The sequence below is a fragment of the Aquabacterium sp. genome, from assembly GCF_050725395.1.
Lineage (GTDB): Bacteria > Pseudomonadota > Gammaproteobacteria > Burkholderiales > Burkholderiaceae_C > Aquabacterium.
This window is the reverse complement of the sequence record NZ_JBOHHL010000030.1, coordinates 34260-57286: the sequence shown is the minus strand read 5'-3', so window position 1 is coordinate 57286 and position 23027 is coordinate 34260. Positions and strand designations below refer to the sequence as shown.

General features: G+C 63.8%; 16 protein-coding genes. 12 read left to right on the top strand and 4 right to left on the bottom strand.

Going from position 1 to position 23027, the window contains the following annotated elements; all coding sequences use genetic code 11:
* Together ACREB4_RS16520 and epsC are read right to left on the bottom strand one after the other, a co-directional pair.
* Nucleotides 1–892 (bottom strand): family 2A encapsulin nanocompartment shell protein (locus ACREB4_RS16520; RefSeq protein ID WP_431589331.1); only part of this gene is annotated, 892 nt, incomplete at its 3' end.
* Between the two features lie 36 nt (nucleotides 893–928).
* Nucleotides 929–1858: a serine O-acetyltransferase EpsC gene (epsC, locus tag ACREB4_RS16515; protein WP_431589330.1), complete on the bottom strand. Its 930-nt coding sequence runs from the start codon at nucleotides 1856–1858 to the stop codon at nucleotides 929–931.
* 354 nt (nucleotides 1859–2212) lie between these two features.
* Here epsC and ACREB4_RS16510 point away from each other — a divergent pair, with 354 nt between their 5' ends.
* The 11 genes from ACREB4_RS16510 to ACREB4_RS16460 all read left to right on the top strand — a co-directional run bounded on the left by ACREB4_RS16510 (nucleotide 2213) and on the right by ACREB4_RS16460 (nucleotide 18762).
* Nucleotides 2213–3256 (top strand): sulfate ABC transporter substrate-binding protein, encoded by a 1044-nt coding sequence (locus ACREB4_RS16510; RefSeq protein WP_431589329.1) that lies wholly within the window; start codon nucleotides 2213–2215, stop codon nucleotides 3254–3256.
* A 214-nt stretch (nucleotides 3257–3470) separates the two neighbouring features.
* The gene (locus tag ACREB4_RS16505; protein ID WP_431589328.1) at nucleotides 3471–4490 is read left to right on the top strand and encodes a sulfate ABC transporter substrate-binding protein; all 1020 of its coding nucleotides are present in this window, start codon (nucleotides 3471–3473) and stop codon (nucleotides 4488–4490) included.
* A gap of 26 nt (nucleotides 4491–4516) precedes the next feature.
* On the top strand, nucleotides 4517–5359 hold the full coding sequence (gene cysT / locus ACREB4_RS16500) for a sulfate ABC transporter permease subunit CysT (protein WP_431589327.1): 843 nt from the start codon (nucleotides 4517–4519) through the stop codon (nucleotides 5357–5359).
* Nucleotide 5360: 1 nt separating this feature from the next.
* Nucleotides 5361–6233 (top strand): sulfate ABC transporter permease subunit CysW, encoded by an 873-nt coding sequence (gene cysW / locus ACREB4_RS16495; protein WP_431589326.1) that lies wholly within the window; start codon nucleotides 5361–5363, stop codon nucleotides 6231–6233.
* Nucleotides 6230–7282 carry a sulfate/molybdate ABC transporter ATP-binding protein gene (locus ACREB4_RS16490; RefSeq protein WP_431589325.1) on the top strand — a complete coding sequence of 351 codons (1053 nt, stop codon included), beginning with the start codon at nucleotides 6230–6232 and terminating at the stop codon, nucleotides 7280–7282. The genes cysW and ACREB4_RS16490 overlap by 4 nt, the downstream gene beginning before the upstream one ends.
* An 18-nt stretch (nucleotides 7283–7300) precedes the next feature.
* Nucleotides 7301–8251 (top strand): CysB family HTH-type transcriptional regulator, encoded by a 951-nt coding sequence (locus tag ACREB4_RS16485; protein WP_431589324.1) that lies wholly within the window; start codon nucleotides 7301–7303, stop codon nucleotides 8249–8251.
* Nucleotides 8252–8390: 139 nt separating this feature from the next.
* Nucleotides 8391–9650: an MdtA/MuxA family multidrug efflux RND transporter periplasmic adaptor subunit gene (locus tag ACREB4_RS16480; protein ID WP_431589323.1), complete on the top strand. Its 1260-nt coding sequence runs from the start codon at nucleotides 8391–8393 to the stop codon at nucleotides 9648–9650.
* Nucleotides 9651–9666: 16 nt separating this feature from the next.
* The gene (locus ACREB4_RS16475) at nucleotides 9667–12786 is read left to right on the top strand and encodes an MdtB/MuxB family multidrug efflux RND transporter permease subunit (RefSeq protein WP_431589322.1); all 3120 of its coding nucleotides are present in this window, start codon (nucleotides 9667–9669) and stop codon (nucleotides 12784–12786) included.
* A complete protein-coding gene (locus tag ACREB4_RS16470) occupies nucleotides 12783–15914 on the top strand; it encodes a multidrug efflux RND transporter permease subunit (RefSeq protein WP_431589321.1) in 3132 nt (1043 codons plus the stop codon). The genes ACREB4_RS16475 and ACREB4_RS16470 overlap by 4 nt, the downstream gene beginning before the upstream one ends.
* Nucleotides 15911–17371 (top strand): efflux transporter outer membrane subunit, encoded by a 1461-nt coding sequence (locus ACREB4_RS16465; protein WP_431589320.1) that lies wholly within the window; start codon nucleotides 15911–15913, stop codon nucleotides 17369–17371. Before ACREB4_RS16470 ends, ACREB4_RS16465 begins: the two co-directional genes overlap by 4 nt.
* 107 nt (nucleotides 17372–17478) lie before the next feature.
* Nucleotides 17479–18762 (top strand): sigma-54 interaction domain-containing protein, encoded by a 1284-nt coding sequence (locus ACREB4_RS16460; RefSeq protein ID WP_431589319.1) that lies wholly within the window; start codon nucleotides 17479–17481, stop codon nucleotides 18760–18762.
* A 54-nt stretch (nucleotides 18763–18816) separates the two neighbouring features.
* Here ACREB4_RS16460 and ACREB4_RS16455 read toward each other — a convergent pair whose 3' ends face one another.
* Together ACREB4_RS16455 and ACREB4_RS16450 are read right to left on the bottom strand one after the other, a co-directional pair.
* A complete protein-coding gene (locus ACREB4_RS16455; RefSeq protein WP_431589318.1) occupies nucleotides 18817–19626 on the bottom strand; it encodes a cytochrome b/b6 domain-containing protein in 810 nt (269 codons plus the stop codon).
* 77 nt (nucleotides 19627–19703) lie between these two features.
* On the bottom strand, nucleotides 19704–20177 hold the full coding sequence (locus ACREB4_RS16450; RefSeq protein WP_431589317.1) for a rhodanese-like domain-containing protein: 474 nt from the start codon (nucleotides 20175–20177) through the stop codon (nucleotides 19704–19706).
* A gap of 494 nt (nucleotides 20178–20671) precedes the next feature.
* On the opposite strand from ACREB4_RS16450, the gene ACREB4_RS16445 reads away from it, so the two are divergent.
* Entirely contained in the window at nucleotides 20672–23002 is a 2331-nt protein-coding gene (locus ACREB4_RS16445) for a DUF1549 and DUF1553 domain-containing protein (protein ID WP_431589316.1), read from the top strand.
* Nucleotides 23003–23027: the final 25 nt, after the last annotated feature.

Genomic DNA, 23027 nt, shown 5'->3' with positions numbered 1-23027 from the left:
TCTCCACGTCTTCGAGCACGGCGATGGCGTCGTCGGTCAGCACGGCCAGCGAGCAGTACAGCGACACCAGGTAGGAGGCGATCGCCTTGTGGTTGATGCCCATGAATCGCACCGACAGGCCGGGGCTTTGCTGGCCGGGCAGGTCGGGCTGGTACAGGCCCACGACGCCTTGGCGGCTCTCGCCCGTGCGGATCAGGATGATGCTGGACTTGCCGTCTTCGATCTGCAGCTTGTCGGACGGGATCAGCGGGATGCCGCGCCAGGTGATGAACTGCGAACCGAACAGCGACACGGTCGGTGGGGGCACGCCACGGCGGGTGCACTCGCGGCCAAAGGCGGCGATGGTCAGCGGGTGGGCCAGGAAGAAGCCGGGCTCTTTCCAGACCTTGGTCAGCAGCTCGTCCATGTCATCGGGCGTGGGGGCGCCGGTGCGCGGCTTGATGCGCTGGGCCGGGGCGATGCTGGCCAGCAGGCCGTACTCGGGGTTGTTGATCAGCTCGCTCTCTTGGCGTTCCTTGATCGTCTCGATCGTCAAGCGAAGCTGTTCAGAGATCTGGTTGTAAGGCTTGCTGTACAGGTCGGACACGCGGGTGTGCACGTCCAGCACCGTGTTCACGGCCGACAGCATGTACTCGCGCGGGTTCTCGATGTAATCGACGAAGGTCTGGGGCAAGGTGCGTTCATCGCGGCCCGAGCATTCCACCGTCACGGCAGACGCATCTTTGACGCGGTTCACGCGGTAGATGCCGGCTTCGACAGGCACCCATTGCAGCAGCAGCGTCAGCCAGCGAGGCGTGATCGTCGCCATTTGCGGCACGGTGCGTGTCGCGATGGCCAACTGCCGGGCGGCCACGTCGCCCAGGGCCGTGCTTTGTTCTTGGATGTCAGACATTCGAAACTCCGTTGATTCAGGAAGGTGAGAGAAAACTTATTTGGACTGAGACTGGGACTGCGCCTGGGTCACATTGCTGCCCGGTGGCACGCTTTGCGTCAACCACACATTGCCGCCAATGGTCGAGCCCTTGCCGATCGTGATGCGGCCCAGCACCGTGGCGCCGGCGTAGATCACCACGTCGTCTTCCACGATGGGATGGCGGGCGTTGCCCTTGATCAGCACGCCGTTGTCGTCGGCCGGGAAGCGCTTGGCGCCCAGCGTCACGGCCTGGTACAAACGCACGCCCTGGCCGATGATGGTGGTCTGGCCGATGACGACGCCCGTGCCGTGGTCGATGAAAAAACTGCCGCCGATCTTGGCGCCCGGGTGGATGTCGATGCCCGTGCTGGAATGCGCGATGTCGGAAATGACGCGGGCGAGCACGGGCGAGCCCAGTTCATACAGGGCGTGGGCCAGGCGGTGGTACATGATGGCCGTCATGCCCGGGTAGCACAGCAGGATCTCGGACGGGCTGGACGCGGCCGGGTCGCCGTGGAAAGCCGCCAGCAGGTCGCTGACCAGCAGCGCGCGGATCTCGGGCAGGCGGGCCGCAAATTCGCGGGTGATCTCGGTGGCCTTGGCGGTCAGCGTGGCGTCGTTTTCCGCGTCGGCGTCGGTGACGAACAGGAGGCCGCGCCGTACCTGTTCCACCAGCACCGCCAGCGTGCTGTTCAAGGTGTTGCCGACGAAGTAATCGATGCTTTCGTCGTTCAGGTCGGGGCGGCCCAGGTGGGTGGGAAATAAAACCGCCAGCAAACCCTGAAGTATTTGGGCCAAGGCTTCGCGCGAAGGTAATTCACGGATGCGGCCTTTGTGGCGGATGTTGTGGGCGGTTTCGCGGGAATGCCGAAGGGCTGATACCACCGACGAGAGATTCCAGTCGTTTTGGACCGCGTCGGTGGGTTTGAATGGATTGTTTTTCATTGGGCAGGCTGCAGCTGGGAGGAACATCTGAATGACTGGCAGAACCGTGCCTGAGGGGATATAAGCGGTCAAGCGTTGCTTTGTTGAAAGAAACGTCTCTTATCTGTTTTGTGTATATCAATATTATCAATTGATATATGTAACTTCGTCCAGGGAAAGCCGCAATGCCCAGGAACTCAAATGGACTTCATCCGCCAAGCTGACGTTTGAATCCGTTGCAACGGATTGTTTGCAACAGGGTGTTTTGAATCTTTGAAGAAATGAATATGCAAAGGCATTTTTATTCGTTCCGCTTTGATGCAGCGACTTTTAGGATTCATCCATTGATTCACCACAACACACGTTTCAACCAACATGCAAGCCGTTTCCAACCGCACTCGTCGCACCTTCAGCACCTTGGCCCTGGCGGCATTGACCGCCATCGCTGGTGTGGCATCCCTGGTCCCTGCGGTCGCCCAGGCCAAGGATGTCACCCTGCTTAATGTGTCTTACGATCCCACCCGTGAGCTCTACCAACAGTACAACGACGCTTTCGCCAAGTACTGGAAGGCCAAGACCGGCGACAACGTCACGGTCAAGGCCTCGCACGGCGGTTCGGGCAAGCAAGCCCGCTCGGTGATTGACGGTCTGGACGCCGATGTGGTGACCTTGGCCTTGGCGTATGACATCGACGCCATCGCCGACAAGGGCCTGCTGAGCACCGATTGGCAAAAGCAATTCAAGCTCAACAGCGCGCCTTACACCTCCACCTACATCTTCCTGGTGCGCAAGGGCAACCCCAAGGGCATCAAGAACTGGAGCGACCTGATCAAGCCGGGCGTGGGCGTGATCACCGCCAACCCCAAAACCTCGGGCGGCGCACGCTGGGGTTACCTGGCCGCTTACGGCTTCGCCCTGAAGCAACCTGGTGGCAACGACGCCAAGGCTCAGGAATTCGTCAAGAAGGTGTTCGAGAACGTGCCCGTGCTGGACTCCGGCGCGCGTGGATCCACCGTGACCTTCGCTGAACGCGGTCAAGGCGACGTGCTGCTGGCCTGGGAAAACGAAGCCCACCTGGCCTTGAAGGAATTCGGCGCCGAGAAGTTCGACATCGTCTATCCCCCGATCAGCATCCTGGCCGAACCTCCGGTGGCCGTGGTGGACAAGGTGGTTGACAAGCGCGGCACCCGTGACGTGGCCAAGGCTTATCTTGAGTACCTGTACTCCGCCGAAGGCCAGGACATCGCTGGCAAGAACTTCTACCGTCCCACCGATGCCAAGGCTGCGGCCAAGTACGCCAAGCAGTTCCCCAAGTTGAACCTGTTCACCATCGATGACACCTTCGGTGGCTGGACCAAGGCCCAGAAGACGCACTTTGCCGACGGCGGCGTCTTCGACCAGATTTACACCAAGAAGTAACAGCAAGCACCAGTTTCTAGCGAGTGGGGTGGTGCCTGGGGCGTCCTGCAAGGGAAGTCCAAAGGCATCAATTTAAGGCGACTCTGACCCTGGTCAGAGTCGCCTATTTTTCTCATGGATACCTGTTTTCCGCATAATCAATTGCAAAAACCTCACTTCTGATGTGAGTTGCCGCTCTTTAACATTCGCCCGCTGCATCAAAAAAGGCCTCGTCATGATTTTTTCTTTGAAGAAACAATTTGTTCACCTCGCCTTGGGCGTTCTTTCCGTTTCGGCGTTGGCCAGTTCCGCTTGGGCGGATGCCACGCTGCTCAATGTCAGCTACGACGTGACGCGCGAGTTCTACAAGAATTACAACGTGGCCTTCACCAAGTACTGGAAACAGACCACGGGCGAAACTTTGACCATCAACCAATCGCACGGCGGCTCCAGCAAGCAAGCGCGCAGCGTGGTCGATGGCCTTGAAGCTGACGTCATCACCATGAACCAGGCCAATGACATCGACCTGCTGGCCGAGCGCGGCCAGTTGATCCCCGCCGACTGGGCCAAGCGCTTGCCCAACAACAGTTCACCCACCGCTTCGGTGACGGTGATCCTGGTGCACAAGGGCAATCCCAAGAACATCAAGGACTGGGACGACCTCGCCCGGCCTGGCATTTCGGTGGTCATTCCCAATCCGAAAACGTCGGGCAATGGCCGCTACACCTACCTGGCGGCCTGGGGCTCGGTGATCAAGACTGGCGGCGACGTGGCCAAGGCCAAGGCCCTGGTGCACAAGATCTTCGCGCACGTGCCGGTGTTCGATGGTGGCGGCCGTGCCGCGACCACGACCTTCGCCCAGCGCAACATTGGCGATGCCTTGGTCACCTTTGAAAGCGAAGTGCCCCTGATCCTGAACGAGTTCGGTGGCGATTTCGAAGTGGTTTACCCCAAGTGGACCGTGCTCGCCGAGAACCCGGTCAGCGTGGTCGACAAGGTGGTCGACCGCAAGAAGACCCGCAAGCAGGCCGAGGCTTATTTGAAGTACCTGTGGTCGGACGAAGGCCAGGCCATTGCTGCCAGGAACCACCTGCGTCCCCGCACCGACAAGGCCCAGGCCCTGTTCGCCAAGGAGTTCCCCAAGGTCAAGACTTTCACCGTGGATGAAGTGTTCGGCGGCTGGCAAAAGGCTCAGAAAGAGCACTTCAACGATGGCGCCGCCTATGACCAGATCCTGGGCCTGGGCAAGAAGTGACCGTGGCAGTATCAAACGGCTGATTCATGATTTTCTCTAAAACTCTATTGCGCAAGCCCAGTGTCTTGCCAGGCTTCGACCTGGCGCTGGGCCTGACGCTGATGTACCTCGCCATCATTGTGTTGCTGCCTTTGTCGGCCACTTTTCTGAAGACGTTCACCATGACCTGGCCCGCCTTCGTGGAGGCGGTGGCGTCACCCCGGGTGGTGGCGTCCTACAAGCTGACCTTCGGTGCTTCGTTGGCCGCCGCGGTCATCAATGGCGTGTTCGGGCTGCTGGTGGCCTGGGTGCTGGTGCGCTACGAATTCTTCGGCAAGCGCATCATCGATGCCCTGGTGGATTTGCCGTTCGCGCTGCCCACCGCGGTGGCGGGCATCACGCTGACGGGCCTGTATTCCGCCAATGGCTGGGTCGGGCGCTACCTGGAGCCCTTGGGTTTGAAGGTGGCTTACACGCCCATCGGGGTCTTCGTGGCGATGACCTTCATTGGCCTGCCTTTCGTGGTGCGCACGGTGCAGCCCGTGCTCGAAGACCTGGCCAGCGAGCTGGAGGAGGCCTCGGCCACCCTCGGTGCCACGCGCTTGCAGACCTTCGCCAAGGTGATCCTGCCCATCTTGATGCCGGCCTTGCTGACCGGTTTCGCATTGGCCTTCGCCCGTGCGCTGGGCGAGTACGGCTCCATCATCTTCATCGCGGGCAACATGCCCATGGTGTCCGAGATCACGCCCCTGCTCATCATCACCAAGCTGGAGCAATACGACTACCAGGGGGCCACCGCCATCGCCGTGGTCATGTTGATGATGTCTTTTGTCCTGCTGCTGGCGATCAACGCCCTGCAAGCGTGGACCCGCAAACGTCAAGGCAAGTGACATGTCGCAGTCTCCTCCCAATGTTTCAGGCAGCCGCAACGAACCCCCATGGGTGCGGCGCACGCTGATCGGCACCGCGCTGCTCTTCCTGGCCCTGTTCCTCTTCCTGCCACTGGTGTCGGTGTTCTTCGAGGCCTTCAAAAAGGGCTGGGAAGTCTACCTGGCCGCCATCAACGAGCCTGATGCCAGGTCGGCCATCTGGTTGACGCTGACGGCGGCCATCATCGCGGTGCCCTTGAACCTGGTGTTCGGGGTGTCGGCCGCCTGGGCCATCGCCAAGTTCGATTTTCGCGGCAAGAGCATCTTGCTGACGCTGATCGACCTGCCGTTCTCGGTGTCGCCGGTGATCGCCGGCCTGGTGTATGTGCTGCTCTTCGGCCTGCAAGGCTGGTGGGGCGAGTGGCTGCGCGACCATGACCTGAAGGTGATCTTCGCGGTGCCCGGCATCGTGCTGGCCACCATCTTCGTGACCTTCCCCTTCATCGCGCGTGAGCTGATCCCGCTGATGCAGGCCCAAGGGCAGGAGCAGGAAGAGGCCGCGCGGGTGCTGGGCGCCTCGGGCTGGCAAACCTTCTTCAAGGTGACGCTGCCCAATGTGAAGTGGGCGCTGCTGTACGGCGTGATCCTGTGCAATGCCCGGGCCATGGGCGAGTTCGGCGCGGTGTCCGTGGTGTCCGGCCACATCCGTGGGCAGACCAACACCTTGCCATTGCACATCGAGATTTTGTACAACGAGTACCAGTTCGCCGCCTCGTTCGCCGTGGCGTCCATCCTGGCCAGCCTGGCGCTGGTGACCCTGGTTTTGAAATTCATCGTTGAGCGTCAGGTCAAGCAAGAGCTGGCCCAGATCAAGGATGTTGGAGTTCCCGCATGAGCATTGAAGTCAAGAACCTCGTCAAACGATTCGGGCCGACCACGGTCTGTGACAACCTGAACATCGAAATCCCCTCGGGTGAGCTGGTGGCGTTGCTGGGCCCGTCGGGCTCGGGCAAGACCTCGCTGCTGCGCATCATCGCGGGCCTGGAGCAACCCGACAGCGGCTCGGTGCTCTTCCATGGCGCCGATGCGACCAATGTGTCGGTGCGCGATCGCCAAGTGGGCTTCGTGTTCCAGCACTATGCGCTGTTCGGCCACATGAGCATCTTCGAGAACGTGGCCTTCGGCTTGCGGGTGCGTCCGCGTGAAACACGCCCCGATGAAACCACCATCCGCAAGAAGGTGACCGAGCTGCTCAAGCTGGTTCAACTGGATTGGATCGCCGACCGCTACCCGCACCAGTTGTCGGGTGGCCAGCGCCAACGGATCGCCCTGGCGCGCGCGCTGGCGGTCGAGCCCAAGGTGCTGCTGCTGGACGAACCTTTTGGTGCCCTGGATGCCAAAGTGCGCAAGGAACTGCGCCGCTGGCTGCGCCGCTTGCACGATGAAGTGCACATCACCAGCGTCTTCGTGACCCACGACCAGGAAGAGGCCATGGAAGTGGCCGACCGCATCGTGGTGATGAACCAGGGCCGCATCGAACAGGATGGTGCGCCGGACGAGGTCTACGACCACCCGGCCACGCCATTCGTGCTGAAGTTCCTGGGCGATGTGAACCTGTTCCATGGCCGCGACCATGCGCCAGGCGCGGTGGCCGAGTCCGCCGGCACGGGCGCCTCCGACGACGTGAGCTATGTGCGGCCGCACGAGATCCAGGTGCTGGCGCACCCGGAAGAGGGCAGCCTGGCCGTCACGCTGGCGCACATCCTGACCGTGGGGCCCAACACGCGACTGGAGTTCCGCCGGGTTGACGACCAGGGCGAGATCGACGTGGAACTGCCCCGTGGCGAATTTGCAGCCCTGCGCGACAGCGGCATCTTGGTGACCGGCGCGACCGTGCACCTGAAGCCGCGCCGCGTGCGCCGCTTCGCCGACACCGTTTCCTGAATCCAAGAAGAAAAAAACATGAATTTCCAACAATTGAGATCAGTGAGAGAGGCGGTTCGCCGTGGCTTCAACCTGACGGAGGTCGCCAATGCGCTGCACACCTCGCAGCCGGGCGTCAGCCGTCAGATCCGTGAGCTGGAAGAGGAGCTGGGCATCGAGTTGTTCATCCGGGCAGGCAAGCGGCTGACCGGCTTGACCAGCCCGGGGGCGGAAGTGCTGCCCATCATCGAGCGCCTGCTGGCCGATTCGGAGAACCTGCGCAATGCCTCGCGCGATTTTTCGCAGCACGACACCGGTCCGCTGTCGATCGCGGCCACCCACTCGCAGGCGCGCTATGCCTTGCCCGCCGTGGTGCGTGATTTCCGCGAGCTGTACCCGCAAGTGACGCTGAGCCTGCACCAGGGTTCGCCCCGCCAGGTGGCCGAGATGCTGCTGAGCGGCGAGGCCGACATCGGCGTCGCGACCGAGGCGCTGGACCAGTACGACCAGTTGGTGACCTTGCCCTGCTACCGCTGGACCCACAGCGTGGTGGTCCCGCACGGGCACCCGCTGCTGGATGGCGAGCCCTTGACCTTGCAGCGCCTGGCGCGGTTCCCGATGGTGACCTACGACGCGGGCTACACCGGCCGTTCGCACATTGACGAAGCTTTTGCCAAGGAAGACTTGCAACCCCGCATCGTGCTGAGCGCGATGGACGCCGACGTGATCAAGACCTATGTGGAACTGGGCCTGGGCGTCGGCGTGGTGGCCTCGATCGCTTACGACGAAGAACGTGACCGCAACCTGAAGGCCATCGATGCGGGGCACCTTTTCGCGGTCAACATGACCCGCATCGCGTTTCGGCGCGGGGTGTTCCTGCGCGGCTACGTCTATTCCTTCATCGAGACTTTCGCGCCCACGTTGACGCGGTCGGTGGTCGAGCAATCCACCCGCAGCCATTCTGACGACCACGGCGACGCGGCTGCTTGATGCCTGGCTTTCGGCAGGAACACGGCCACCCTGCGGGTGGCCGAACTGTTTCTTGTGCGTAAAGAATTTTGTCAAGTCCGAAATATTCAAGACGAGTGATTAGGATCCACGTGGGCTCTGGTCTTACCCACGATCTGTCATGAAAACAAGAAATTTGCTGCTCGTCCTGGTCGCCGTCGGCGTGCTGGCCACCTCTGTCTATGTCTGGCATGCGCGCCGTGCCAAGGCCGAAGGGGCCACGGCCGAATCCGCGGCAGGGCCAGGCGGTGCGGGCGCCGGGCGGCGAGGGGGGCTGGGTGGCAACAACAAGCCCATCCCCGTGCGCGCCGCGAACGTGAAGCAGGGCGATGTCCAGGTCACCGTGGACGGGCTGGGCACCGTCACGGCCCGAAACACCGCCACCGTCAAGGCCCGTGTCGATGGGCCCTTGCTGAGCATCGCTTTCGCCGAAGGGCAAACCGTGAGCCGCGGCGACCTGCTGGCCGAGATCGACCCGCGTCCTTTCCAGGTTCAGCTGTCGCAGGCACAGGGGCAGTTGGCCCGCGACCAAGCCCTGCTGGCCAGTGCGCAGGTCGATCTTGAGCGTTACCAGGGTTTGCTGGCCAAGGACTCCATCGCCAAACAGCAGGTGGACACCCAGGCCGCCCTGGTCAAGCAGTACCAGGGCACGGTGCAGGTGGACCAAGCCCAGGTGGACAATGCCAAGCTGCAACTCGGCTACACCCGGGTCACGGCGCCGATTTCGGGGCGGTTGGGCCTTCGCCAGGTGGACGTGGGCAACACGGTGCATGCATCGGACGCCACGGGCATCGTGCTCATCACCCAGACGCAACCCATCGCGGTGGTCTTTCCGCTGCCAGCCGACAAGCTCGGCTCGGTGCTGAACCGCCAGCGCTCGGGCGCGGTGCTGCAGGTGGAGGCCCTGGACCGTGACGGCAAGACGGTGCTGGCCAAGGGGCGCCTGGTCAGCGCGGACAACCAGATCGACCTGGCCACGGGCACGGTCAAGCTCAAGGCCGAGTTCGACAACCGGGACAACGCGCTCTTCCCCAACCAGTTCGTGAATGCGCGGCTGCATGTCGAGACCCGGGCCAACGCGGTCATGGTGCCCGCCGCCGCCGTTCAGCGCGGAGCCCAGGGCAGTTTTGTTTACGCCGTCAACGCCGAAGGCGTGGTGAACGTGCGACCGGTGGTCTTGTCTCCGACAGGATCGACCAGCGAGTTCCTGGTCGTGGACAAGGGTGTCCAGGCTGGTGAGCGGGTGGTGATCGACGGGCTGGACAAGCTGCGCGATGGCGGCAAGGTGGAACTCATCACGGGCGACCCAGCCGCGCCTGCGGCCTCCGGGCCTCGCCAGGGACGGCATGGCCAGCGCCAGCGGCCGGCGGAAGCGTCGTAAGCCAACCGGATCCGTCGTGAACATCTCGCGCCTTTTCATCCTGCGTCCTGTGGCGACGTCGCTGCTGATGCTGGCCATCTTGCTGGCCGGCCTGCTGGCCTACCGCATGCTGCCGGTCTCGGCGCTGCCCGAGGTCGACTACCCGACCATCCAGGTCACGACCTTGTACCCTGGCGCCAGCCCGGACGTGATGACCTCGTCGGTCACGGCGCCCCTGGAGCGCCAGTTCGGGCAGATGCCGGGCCTCAAGCAGATGTCGTCCAGCAGTTCGGGCGGGGCGTCGGTGCTGACCCTGCAGTTCGAGCTGACCATGAAGATGGACGTGGCCGAGCAGCAGGTGCAGGCCGCCATCAATGCCGCCAACTCGGTGTTGCCGCAAGACCTGCCCATGCCGCCGGTCTACAGCAAGGTGAACCCGGCCGATGCGCCGGTCATCACGCTGGCCATCACGTCCAAGACCTTGCCCTTGCCCAAGGTGGAAGACCTCGTGGACGGGCGCATTGCGCCGAAGTTGTCGCAGGTGCCCGGCGTGGGCCTGGTCAGCCTGGCAGGCGGGCAGCGGCCGGCGGTGCGCGTGCAGGTCAATCCCCGCGCGCTGGCGTCTCAAGGTTTGAGCCTGGACGATGTGCGCACGGCCGTCGGCAATGCCAACGTCAACCAGGCCAAGGGCAGTTTCGATGGGCCCCAGCGCGCTTCCACACTGGATGCCAACGACCAGTTGCGTTCGGCCGACGAGTACCGTCAGTTGGTGATCGCCTACCGCAATGGCGCGGCGATCCGCCTGCGCGACATCGCCGACGTGGTCGATGGCGCCGAGAACACCCGCATCGCCGCCTGGGCCGGTTCTGCGAGCGAGCAGGGGCCCCGGCAAGCGCCGGCCATCCTGCTGAACGTGCAGCGCCAGCCGGGCGCCAACGTGATCGAGACCGTGGACCGCATCCACCAGGTGCTGCCTCAGTTGAAGGCCAGCCTGCCAGGGGCCATCGACGTGGCGGTGCTGACGGACCGCACCACCACCATCCGCGCCTCGGTCGAGGACGTGAAGTTCGAGCTGTGCCTGGCCATTGGCCTGGTGGTGATGGTGATCTACCTCTTCTTGCGCAGTGCCACCGCCACCGTCATCCCCAGCGTGGCCGTGCCGCTGTCCTTGGTGGGCACGTTCGGCGTCATGCACCTGGCGGGCTTCAGCCTGAACAACCTGAGCCTGATGGCGCTGACCATCGCCACCGGCTTCGTGGTCGACGACGCCATCGTGATGATCGAGAACGTGTCGCGCTTCGTGGAAGAGGGCGAGTCGCCCATGGCGGCCGCCTTGAAGGGCTCGCAGCAGATCGCCACCACCATCATCTCGCTGACCTTCTCGCTGATCGCGGTGCTGATCCCGCTGCTGTTCATGGGCGATGTGGTGGGCCGGTTGTTCCGCGAGTTCGCGGTGACGCTGGCGGCGTCCATCCTGATCTCGGCGGTGGTCTCGCTGACCCTGACGCCCATGATGTGCGCGCGCTTGCTGCGCCACATCCCTGACAGCGAGCAAGGCTGGTTTCACCGCAAGTCGGGCGCCTTCATCGACCGCGTCATCGCGCGCTATGGCGTGGCCTTGCGCTGGGTGCTGGACCACCAGCCTTTGACCTTGGCGGTGGCGGCGGGCACCCTGGTGCTGACGGTGCTGCTCTACCTGGTGGTGCCCAAGGGCTTTTTCCCGGTGCAGGACACGGGCCTGATCCAGGCCATCACCGAAGGGCCGCAGTCGAGCTCGTTCGCCGCGATGGCCGAGCGCCAGCAGGCCTTGGCCGACGTGCTGCTGCGCGATCCGGCGGTCGAGAGCCTCAGCTCCTTCATTGGCGTGGATGGCGCCAACAGCACGCTCAACAACGGCCGCATGCTCATCAAGCTGAAGGAGCGGGGCCTGCGCGACGACGATGCGCAAGGCGTGATCCGGCGCCTGCAGCACGGCACGGCCAAGCTGCCCGGCATGTCGGTCTACCTGCAGGCGGTGCAGGACCTGACGATCGAAGACCGCGTCAGCCGCACGCAGTACCAGTTCAGCCTCCAGGACGCCAACCTCGACGAGCTGTCCACCTGGGTGCCGAAGCTGGTCGAGCGCCTGAGCCACATCCCCCAGATCACCGACGTGACCAGCGACCTGCAGGACAAGGGCCTGCAGGCCTACGTCGAGATCGACCGCGACGCGGCGGGCCGCCTGGGTGTGACGGTGGCGGCGATCGACAACGCGCTGTACAACGCCTTCGGGCAGCGACTCATCTCGACCATCTTCACGCAGTCCAACCTGTACCGCGTGGTGCTGGAAGTGCACCCCGATTTCCAGCAAGGCCTGCAATCGTTCTCGCAGTTGTACGTGCCTGGCGCCAATGGCGCGCAAGTGCCCTTGAGCGCCGTGGCGCGCATCAGCGAACGCACGGCGCCGCTGGTCATCAACCACCTGAGCCAGTTCCCCTCGGCCACCATTTCCTTCAACCTGGCACCTGGCGCGGCACTGGGCGATGCCGTGTCGGCCATCCGCGAGGCCGAGCAGGAGATGCAGGCGCCCGCCAGCCTGGTGACGAGCTTCCAGGGCGCGGCCCTGGCCTTCGAGGCCTCGCTGAGCAACACCCTGTGGCTGATCCTGGCGGCCATCGTCACCATGTACATCGTGCTGGGCGTGCTCTATGAAAGCTTCATCCACCCGGTCACCATCCTGTCGACTTTGCCATCGGCGGGGGTGGGCGCCTTGCTGGCCCTCATGGTGTCGGGCACCGACCTCGGCATCGTGGCCATCATCGGCATCGTGCTGCTGATCGGCATCGTCAAGAAGAACGCGATCCTGATGATCGACTTCGCCTTGCAGGCCGAGCGCGACGAGGGCCTGTCCCCGCGGGAGGCCATCTACCAGGCTGGCTTGCTGCGCTTCCGGCCCATTTTGATGACCACCCTGGCGGCCTTGCTGGGCGCCTTGCCGCTGATGCTGGGCACGGGCATTGGCTCGGAGCTGCGCCACCCGCTGGGCGTGACCATGGTCGGGGGCTTGCTGCTCAGCCAGGTGCTGACGCTGTTCACCACGCCGGTCATCTACCTGGCCTTCGACAGGCTGGTTCGCCGCGGCCGCAAGGCGGTCGACACCGAACAGACGCCGGCATGAAGTTCAGCGCGGCGTTCATCCACCGGCCCGTGGCCACCACGCTGCTGACCCTGGGCGTGGCTTTGTCCGGCATCCTGGCCTTCGGCTTGTTGCCGGTGTCGCCCCTGCCGCAGGTGGACTTCCCGACGATTTCGGTGCAGGCCTCCTTGCCGGGCGCCAGTCCGGAGACCATGGCCAGTTCGGTGGCCGCGCCGCTGGAGCGATCATTGGGCCGCATCGCCGGCGTGACCGAGATGACGTCGACCAGCTCTCTGGGGTCGACACGCGTCACGTTGCAGTTCGACCTGGACCGCGACATCGATGGCGCCGCGGGTGATGTGCAGGCCGCCCTGAACGCCGCGCGCAGCCTCCTGCCCACGGGCTTGCCCAGCAACCCGACCTACCGCAAGGTGAACCCGGCGGACTCGCCCGTGATCCTGCTGTCCCTGACGTCGGACACGGCCACGCAAGGGCAGATGTACGACGTGGCCGCCACCATCCTGGCCCAGAAATTGGCCCAGGTGGAGGGCATCGGCCAGGTCAACGTGGGGGGCAGCTCCTTGCCCGCGGTGCGGGTCGAGTTGAACCCGCCGGTGCTCAACCAGATGGGCGTGGGGGTGGAGGACGTCCGCAATGCCATCGTGGCGGCCAACGTCAACCGGCCCAAGGGCAGCGTCGAGCAGGGTGACCGGCACTGGCAGGTCGGCGCCAACGACCAGGCCAAGAAGGCGGCCGACTACCTGCCGCTGATCGTGTCCTACCGCAACGGCTCGGCCGTGCGGCTGTCCGACGTGGCCGAGGTGTTGGACTCGGTTCAGGATCTGAACAACGCGGGCCTGGTCAACGGCAAGCCCTCGGTGCTGCTGCTGCTGTTCCGCCAGCCCGAGGCCAACATCATCGAGACGGTGGACCGGGTCCAGGCCATGATGCCGCAGCTGCGGGCCATGATCCCGGCCTCCATGCACCTGGACGTGACGCAGGAGCGCACGACCACCATCCGGGCCTCCTTGCACGAGGTCGAGCGCACGCTGGCCATGTCCGTGGCCCTGGTGGTGATGGTGGTGTTCCTGTTTCTGCGCCATGGGCGGGCGGCCTTGATCCCCAGCGTGACGGTGCCGGTGTCCCTGATGGGCACCTGCGGCCTGATGTACTTGTGCGGTTTCAGCCTGGACAACCTGTCGCTGATGGCCTTGACCGTGGCCACCGGTTTCGTGGTGGACGACGCGGTGGTGGTGCTGGAGAACATCTCTCGCCATGTCGAAGCCGGCATGGCGCCCATGAAGGCGGCCGTGGTCGGCTCGCGCGAGGTGGGCTTCACCGTGCTGTCGATGAGCCTGTCCTTGATCGCGGTCTTCATCCCCATCCTGTTGATGGGGGGCATCGTGGGGCGGCTGTTCCGGGAGTTCGCGGTCACCTTGTCGGCGGCCATCCTGGTGTCGCTGGTGCTGTCACTCACGCTGACCCCGATGATGTGCGCCCGCTTGCTCAAACCGGCGCCGAAACCCGAGGATGACCAGCCCGGCCGACTGCGGCGCACCCTCGACGGCACCCTGGCCCGCATGACCCGTGGCTACGAGGTGAGCCTGGGCTGGGCGATCCGGCACAGCCGCATCACCATGCTGCTTTTGCTGGGCACGGTGGCGCTCAATGTCTACCTCTACATCGCCGTGCCCAAGGGCTTCTTCCCCCAGCAGGACACCGGCCGCATCATCGGCAACATCCAGGCCGACCAAAGCATTTCCTTCCAAGCCATGCGGACCAAGCTCACGCGCTTCGTGGACATCGTTCAACAAGACCCGGCGGTCGACACCGTGACCGGTTCGATCGGCGGGGGCGGCTTTGGCGGGGGGCGCAACACCGGCCAGATGTTCATCAGCCTCAAGCCCCGGGACCAGCGCGACGTCTCGGCCGACCAGATCGTGGCGCGGCTGCGAGGCAAGCTGGCCCACGAGCCTGGCGCCAACCTGTTCCTGCAACCTGCTCAGGATCTGCGCATCGGCGGGCGTGGTGGCAATGCCCAATACCAGTACACCTTGCAGGCCGACGAGATCCAGGACTTGCGCACCTGGGGGCCCAAGATCCGGCAGGCCTTGAGCCGCCTGCCCGAACTGCAGGACGTCAACACCGACCAGCAGGACAAGGGCGAACAGACCACCTTGGTGATCGACCGTGACGCCGCCAGCCGCCTGGGCCTCACGCAAAAGCTCATCGACGCCACCCTGGCCGACCTGTTCAGCCAGCGGCAGGTCTCGACCATCTACAACCCGCTCAACCAGTACCGGGTGGTGATGGAGGCCGCGCCGCGTTTCTGGCAAAGCCCCAAGGCGCTGGACGACGTGATTTTCGCCGCGCCCAATGGGGCCAAGGTGCCCTTGTCGGCCTTCGCCACCTACCAGCCGACGAACACACCACTGGCGGTCAACCACCAGAGCGGATTCGCGTCCACCACCGTGTCCTTCAACCTGTCGGCGGGGGTGTCCTTGTCGAAGGCCACGCTGGCCATCGACCAGGCCATGGCCAAGCTGGGCTTGCCGTCCAGCCTGCATGGCAGCTTCCAGGGCACGGCCCAGGCCTTCCAGGCTTCGGTCAACAACCAGCCCTGGCTGATCCTGGCGGCCATCGTGGCGGTGTACATCGTGCTGGGCATCCTCTACGAAAGCCTCATCCATCCGATCACCATCCTGTCGACCTTGCCCTCGGCCGGCGTGGGCGCCTTGCTGGCCTTGATGGCCACGGGCTTCGACTTCAGCATCATCGCGCTCATCGGCGTGCTGCTGCTGATCGGCATCGTCAAGAAGAACGCCATCATGATGGTGGACTTCGCCCTGGTGCAGCAACGAGATCACGACCGGCCACCGCTGGAGGCCATCACCCAAGCTTGCCTGCTGCGTTTTCGGCCGATCATGATGACCACCCTGGCGGCATTGCTGGGGGCCTTGCCGCTGGCCTTGAGCGCGGGCGACGGCGCCGAGTTGCGCCAACCGCTGGGCGTGGCGATCGTGGGCGGCCTGGTCTTCAGTCAGATCCTCACGCTCTACACCACCCCGGTGGTCTACCTTTACCTTGAGCGGCTTCGCCTTTGGGGGCTGCGCCGCCGCCGGGGCGTCCAAGCCCGCGAAGAATGGCAGGCCGCCCCAGGACACCCATGAACAGCATCCGACACCTCTCCTGGCGGGCTCTGCGGCCCGTGGCTTGCGCCGCGCTGGTGGCCACCCTGGCCGCCTGTGCCAGCGGCCCCGATTACCAACGCCCGACCATGGACGTGCCTTCTGCCTTCAAAGAAGCCGAAGGCTGGCAGGTGACCCAGCCTGCCGACCTGGCCTCTCCGGGCCCATGGTGGTCGGTGTATGGCGATGCGCAACTCGACCAGCTGGTGGCCCAGGTGGCGTTGAACAACCAGACGGTGTCGGCGGCTGAGGCCTCGGTGCGCCAGGCCCAGGCCGCCTTGGGCGCAGCCGATGCAGCCTACCTGCCGACCGTGTCGGCGGATGCTTCATCCACACGTTCGCGCAGCAGCGCCAACGGCAACAACGCCAACGGAAATCAAGCCAACGGGCAGGGCGGACGCGTCACCACCAGCCACCGCGTGGCCTTGTCGGCCAACTGGGAGATCGACCTGTGGGGCCGCTTGCGGCGCGGCGCGGAAGCCGGCAGGGCCGAAGTGCAGGCCAGCCAGGCCGATCTGCAGGCGGCCCTGCTGAGTGCGCAATCGGCCCTGGTGGAGAGCTATTTGCAATTGCGTGTGAACGAGGCCCAGCAGGCCTTGATGAAGCAGTCGCTGGAGAACAACGAGAAGGCCGTGCGCATCACGCGCAACCGCTTCGACGCGGGCGTGGCCGACCGCGCGGACGTGCTGGCGGTGGAAAGCCAATGGCAGGCCACCCAAGCGCAAGCCATCGACCTGCGGGCACAGCGTGCCCAGCTGGAACACGCCATGGCCTTGCTCGTGGGCAAGGCGCCAGCACAGTTCTCGCTGCCCGTGACCGGTGTGGTGCCCGCGCTGCCCGGCGTGCCGCTGGCCTTGCCCGCCACGCTGCTGCAGCGTCGTCCCGACATCGCCGCAGCCGAACGGCGCGTGGCGTCGGCCAATGCCCAGATCGGCGTGGCCCAGGCTGCCTTTTTCCCGGCCCTGACCCTGGGGGCCTCCACCGGCTTCCAGAGCAACACCTGGAGCCAGATCCTGACCGCGCCCAACCGCATCTGGTCCGTGGGGCCGGCGTTGGCCGCCACCCTGTTCGATGGCGGGGCCCGGCAAGCCCAGAAAGACCAGACCGTGGCCGCCTATGACCGCACCGTGGCGCAATACCGCGAGGCCGTGCTGACAGGCTTCCAGGAGGTCGAAGACAGCTTGGCCACCTTGGCGGTGTTGAAGGAGGAAGCCGAAGTGCAGCGGCAGGCCAACGCGTCGGCGCAGGAAAGCCTGCAGCTGACCTTGAACCAATACCAGGCGGGCACCGTGGGCTTGCTCAACGTCCTCACTTCGCAGACCAGCGCCTTGGCGCAAAGTCGCACGGTGCTCGACCTCGCGGGCCGGCGCCTGGTCGCCAGCGCGAGCTTGTTGAAGGCCCTGGGGGGCGGTTGGGAGGACCCGCCGCGCCAGAAGTGAATAAGCACTCTTGAAAAAAAACGTTTTCATTCGGGCGCCTTGCCTTTACGGTCGCACCTTGTTTGATTTCCAGCAACCCTGCTGTTTTTTCAAGAAGAACACACACTGTGGAAAAAGTACTGACCCTTCCCGAGTCGCCCACCGCGCCTTTGTCCATCCGGGCCAAGGCCCTGGTGTTCCACGACCCCGGTTCGCTGACCCTGCTGCACCACGTGGAGCGCATCGCCCTGAGCGAAGCCACGGTGTTGGTCACGGGTGAAACGGGCACGGGCAAAGAGCTGATCGCCCGCCACATCCACGCCATCAGCGGCCGCCGCGGCCCCTTCGTGGCCGTGAATTGCGGTGCCTTCAGCGAGTCCTTGATCGATGCCGAATTGTTCGGCCACGAGTCGGGGGCGTTCACGGGCGCCTCCCAGGCCCGCGCCGGCTGGTTCGAAGCGGCCAATGGCGGCACGCTCTTCCTTGATGAAATCGGCGACCTGCCCATGGCCTTGCAAGTCAAGCTGCTGCGCGTTCTTCAGGAACGCCAGGTGGTCCGGCTGGGCTCGCGGCGAGGCATCCCGCTGGATGTGCGCCTGGTGGCCGCCACCAACATCGACCTGGCGCGCGCCGTCGAGGCCCAGCACTTTCGGGCCGACCTGTATTACCGCCTCAGCGTGGCCTGCGTGCGGCTGCCCCCCTTGCGCGAACGGCTGGCGGACATCGTGCCGCTGGCCCGGCATTTCATCTCGGTCTACAGCAACCGCTTGAACCTGCGAGACGTGACGCTGAGCGACGAGGTGCAAACGGCTTTCCTGAACTACGGCTGGCCAGGCAACATCCGCGAACTTGAAAACGCCATCCACTTCGCGCTGATCGTCTGCCGCGATGACGTGATCCAACTCGAAGACATCAAGCTGGTGCCCTTGGCCACGTCGGCGCCCATGGCCGGCTCTGCCCTGGTCACGGGCGGATTGGCCCAACCGGAACGCGCATCGACTTTGGCCCCGGTCTGGTCGCCTGGCGAGGTGGCCACGCAGGGCGGGGGAGAGGGCGGCCTGGCATCATCGGCCAGCGTGCCGCCGGCATTGGTGTCGCCCCAGCCTTCGCTCACGGCGTTGGAGCGCATGGTCGTGGCCTGGCAGGCCTTGCTCACCGAAGGCCACAGTGCCTTGTTCGAGAAGGTGGAGTCCGCCTTGATCCATGCGGCCTTTGCGCATGCCGGGCAAAACCAGGTCCGCACCGCCAAGGTCTTGGGCATCACGCGCAACATGCTGAGAACCCAGCTCAAGCGGCACGGTCTGCTGGGCGCTGGCGAAGCGGTGGATGGCACCGACCTGGGCGCCGAAGAACCCCAAGACGGCGAGTCGATCGACCAGCACGCCAACCACTTCGTCCTGGTCGAATCCTGACGAAAAAAGCCATGGCACCCCATGCCATGGCTTCTCAGCTCACGCCGCGTCCGCCTACCAGGCTGGCGCGGCGTTGTGGTTGGTGGCGGCCGATGGAGCAGGGGTGGCGGCCGGTTTGGCGGTGTGAATCCATGCGCCATTGGCGCCATACACCGCGGCGGCTGCGATCAGCACTGACACGGCGAAAGCCACCGGCCCGCCTTGGCGCACGCCCTTTCCAGGATGATGGTCCTTGGCGTCCACGTCTTTCCAACCCGTCACCATGGGCTTGACCAGGTTGTCCTTCTTGAATTTGACGTAGTAGAAAATGGCCGCCACGTGCAGGCCCAGCAGCACGAAGATCACGTTGACCAGTTTGTGATGCCATCCGGTCAGCTGTTGCGACAGCCCTTCTTCGATCAAATTGACCAGGGGGCCGGTGAACGCGATGTCGTCGTTGCTGAACAGGCCCGTGCCCGCTTGCACCCCGAGGATGATCAGCAAGGCCAGCACCGACAAGGCCCCCAGCGGGTTGTGGCCCAGGCCACGCCAACGACCTCGGAGGTAGGCCACGATCTTGCCGGGCGAAGGCACGAAGGACGTGAACCGGGCGTGGGTCGATCCCAGGAAGCCCCAGCTCAGGCGAAAGGCCACCAGTCCGACGATGACCAGGCCGGCTCTGCCATGCCATTCCATCATGTCGCCACCGATCTTGCCGGTCACGATGACGGCGGTGACGGCCGCCACCAATGACCAGTGAAAGATCCGCACGGGCAAGTCCCACAGCTTGACGCGGGTGGTGGCCGCAGCCTTGACGGATCGAAGTGCTGGCGCTTGGACTGAGGCCGGGATGTCGTCTTCTTCAAGGACTTTTCGCAGTGCCATGGTGTGTTCTCGCAGTCAGGAAGGAGGCCGCCATGCGCGTGGGCGATGGCGGCCTTTGTCGTTCAGTTCAGTTCAATTCAGTTGGAGGCGGCAGGGGCGGGTGGTGCGACCTTCACGATCGTGCCGCCGGCTTCGCGGTAGTCTTCGGAGCCCGTGGCGCCCGCCACCTTGAAGCCCTTGCTGGTGAGCAGGTCGCCCGCCGCGCCGGCCCGGTGGGCCCGGTTCGACACGGTCAGGATCACGCGGTCCTTGGGAATGTAGTCAAGGACTTCGGGCAAGGCCTTCAACTGCACGTTCAGGTAGGCCGGGAAGCTGCCGTACTTGACCAGCTCGTCCGGGCGCCGCAAATCAATGATCACCAGTTTCGAGGGGTTGGCGAGCAGGGCATCAACCTTGGCCTTCGTCAGGTTCTCGGTCTTGTACGTCCAAGGCTGCGGGGCCCTCGCGGCGGCAGAAGCGGCGGGTGCCGTGGTGGCCGTCTGGGCCAGGGCGGCGGCGCCAGTGGCCAACAAGGCCAGGCTCAGCAAACGTTTGAATGCGTGTGCTTTCATGAAACTAAGTGCTTTCTCATTGAGTTCGGTTCTTTGAATAAATGTTCATTTGCAGGCAGCATGCTCATGCAAATAAGTATTTAATTTATTCAACTGCTAATGCCAATTTGTATGAATGACGCCTTTGTTAATGCAAATGCTGAGCCAGCTTTTGAATTGATTTTTTAACATTTCCCAGAATAAATCAGCGCCGCTTGCTGATTTTTCAGCACTGGCATGTTGCGTTCCAAACAGCTCCCAGTGGACCGCAGATTGGGCGCTGGAGCAATTTCCTCATTTGCAAATGCAATGAATAAATATGCTTTAAAAACAATAACTTACGCTTGACTTTGCAAAAACTATCACCTTCTGAAACCTGGCTTGATAGTTGCTATATGGAAGCCCTTGAGTCGCAGTCAGTTTGAGTTTTTTGCCGCTGGCTCATGAACTCTGAATGCATTCTCGTTAATGGAGTAAATAAATGAGTCAAGCGCTCTACGTGTTGGGGTCCATCAATGAATAAAGCCATCTATCTATCGATCTTGTCAGGCACTTTTGCCGTTGCGGCGATCGCCGCCGACGGCAAACCCGTGGCCGACGCAGCCAAAGCGGCGCCCGCCGCGCCCAAGTCATGGTCCGCGTACCAGTTGGTCAAGGAGCCCGCCGTTCCCGAGGTCAAGCAAAAGAAGTGGGTCCGCAGTCCCGTCGATGCCTTCGTGCTGGCGCAACTCGAAGCCAAGGGCCTCAAGCCTTCGCAAGAGGCGGACCGCGCCACCTACATCCGCCGTGCCACGTTGGACGCCTGGGGCATCCTGCCAACGCCTGAAGAGGTGAAGGCTTTCGTGGGCGACAAGTCGCCCGACGCCTACGAAAAGCTGGCGGATCGCTTGCTGGCCTCGCATCACTTCGGTGAGCGCCAAGCCCGCCGCTGGCTGGACCTGGCCCGCTATGCGGACAGCGCGGGCTTCCAGGGCGACCAGACCCGTCCCAACAATTGGCGCTACCGCGACTACGTGATCAACGCCTTCAACAGCGACAAGCCTTTCGACCGTTTCATCAAGGAGCAGATCGCGGGCGACGAACTCTGGCCGCAAAGCCAGGAAGCTCGCATCGCCACGGGTTACATCGCCGGTTACCCCGACAACTCCAATTCGCGTGACCTGGTTCAGCGCCACTACCAGATCTCGACCGACGTGACCGACCTGGTGGGCGAAACGCTGCTGGGCTCGACCATCGGTTGCGCCCGCTGCCACAACCACAAGGCAGACAAGGTCAGCCAGAAGGAATACTTCCAACTGCAGGCCTTCTTCTCCAACACGGTGTTCGACGAGCGGGCCAAGCTGGACCAGAAGGCCGATGTGGACGTGGCCTACGAGAAGGCTCAGGCCGCCTACCGCGAAGCCACCAAGGAGATCCGCGACAAGCAGAAGGCCCTGCTGGACACGGTCCGTGAGAAAGCCATCAAGTACCAGAAGGAGCGTTACCTCGGCGATGCCCGCGATGCCTTGTTCAAGCCTCAGGATCAGTGGACGCCCATGGACAAGTGGGTGAACTGGCGCCACAAGGCGGTGTTCAACGAAGCCACCGACATCGGCAGCTACCTGAAGATGGCGGCCGAGGACAAAGACAGCCCTGAATACGATGCCACCAAGGTCGACACTTGGAAGGAATACCAGAAGCTGACCGCCGAGCTGAAGAAGCTCGACCACCTCAAGCCCAAGTTCGCTGGATCGACCAACCTGACCACGGCACTCGAGCTGGGCAAGGAAGCGCCCCCGACCTTTGTGCGCTTTGGTGGCATTCACGAGCGTCCCCTGGAAGAAGTTCAACCTGGCATCCCCGCCTTGTGGAACCCGACCAAGGAACAGCTGGCCATCACGCCGACCGACAAGTCGTCCGGCCGCCGTACCGCGCTGGTCAACTGGCTCACCAGCCCGAGCAACCCGTTGACTTCGCGCGTCTACGTCAACCGCATCTGGAGCCAGTACTTCGACAAGGGCATCGTGAGCACGCTGGGTGACTTCGGTCGCGCCGGTGAAAAGCCAACGCATCCCCAGTTGCTGGACCACCTGGCCGCGTCGTTCATCAACGATGGCTGGAGCGTCAAGAAGCTGCACCGCGAGATCCTGCTGTCCAGCACCTACCGCCAGGCTTCGGCCGAGCGGGCTGATGTGGTCAAGGTCGATCCGGACAACAAGCTGCTGGCGGTGTTCCCCCGCAAGCGCCTGGAAGCCGAAGAGATCCGCGACTCGCTGCTGTACGCCTCGGGTCAGCTGGTCGACAAGGTCGGTGGCCCTGCCGTGTTCCCGCCCGTGCCGAGCAACCTGAACGCCGGCAACCTGTGGGAAATCAGCAAGAACCCCGAAGACGCCCGTCGCCGCAGCATCTACACCTTCGTGCGCCGTTCCGTGCCGTATCCACTGACCGTGAGCTTCGACCCGGCCAACCCGGTCTCGCCTCACCAGAAGCGTGATGTGACCACCACGCCGCTGCAAGCCTTGACCCTGTTCAACAGCGACATCGTCTTTGCGTGGTCGCAAGCCCTGGCGGGCCGCGTGATCAACGAGGCCGGTGGCAGCGAATCGGCGCAGATCGACCGACTCTACGAAGTCCTCTTTGCCCGCAAGCCGAACAAGGAAGAGAAGGTGGCGTTGCAGGCTTTCCTGGCACAGCAGGAAAAGGTCGTGGCCAACAAGGTGGCCGATGCCGCCAAGTCCGGCACCTTCTCCGTGGCCGTGCCAACGGGCGTGAAGGCGGGGCAAGCGGTCAACCCGATCCGTGCCGCAGCTTTCGTGGACCTGGTTCACACCGTCGCCAATTCGAATGATTTCGCGTACCGCTTCTGAGCGTGCCGCTACCAAGCCATTACCA

Bases quoted from the DNA above. Each gene is read 5' to 3' on its own strand.
- cysW (WP_431589326.1), top strand. From the start codon at position 5,361: ATGTCGCAGTCTCCTCCCAATGTTTCAGGCAGCCGCAACGAACCCCCA.
- ACREB4_RS16465 (WP_431589320.1), top strand. From the start codon at position 15,911: ATGAACAGCATCCGACACCTCTCCTGGCGGGCTCTGCGGCCCGTGGCT.
- ACREB4_RS16505 (WP_431589328.1), top strand. From the start codon at position 3,471: ATGATTTTTTCTTTGAAGAAACAATTTGTTCACCTCGCCTTGGGCGTT.
- ACREB4_RS16455 (WP_431589318.1), bottom strand. From the start codon at position 19,626: ATGGCACTGCGAAAAGTCCTTGAAGAAGACGACATCCCGGCCTCAGTC.
- ACREB4_RS16445 (WP_431589316.1), top strand. From the start codon at position 20,672: ATGAATAAAGCCATCTATCTATCGATCTTGTCAGGCACTTTTGCCGTT.
- ACREB4_RS16490 (WP_431589325.1), top strand. From the start codon at position 6,230: ATGAGCATTGAAGTCAAGAACCTCGTCAAACGATTCGGGCCGACCACG.
- ACREB4_RS16470 (WP_431589321.1), top strand. From the start codon at position 12,783: ATGAAGTTCAGCGCGGCGTTCATCCACCGGCCCGTGGCCACCACGCTG.
- ACREB4_RS16450 (WP_431589317.1), bottom strand. From the start codon at position 20,177: ATGAAAGCACACGCATTCAAACGTTTGCTGAGCCTGGCCTTGTTGGCC.
- epsC (WP_431589330.1), bottom strand. From the start codon at position 1,858: ATGAAAAACAATCCATTCAAACCCACCGACGCGGTCCAAAACGACTGG.
- ACREB4_RS16510 (WP_431589329.1), top strand. From the start codon at position 2,213: ATGCAAGCCGTTTCCAACCGCACTCGTCGCACCTTCAGCACCTTGGCC.
- ACREB4_RS16480 (WP_431589323.1), top strand. From the start codon at position 8,391: ATGAAAACAAGAAATTTGCTGCTCGTCCTGGTCGCCGTCGGCGTGCTG.
- cysT (WP_431589327.1), top strand. From the start codon at position 4,517: ATGATTTTCTCTAAAACTCTATTGCGCAAGCCCAGTGTCTTGCCAGGC.
- ACREB4_RS16485 (WP_431589324.1), top strand. From the start codon at position 7,301: ATGAATTTCCAACAATTGAGATCAGTGAGAGAGGCGGTTCGCCGTGGC.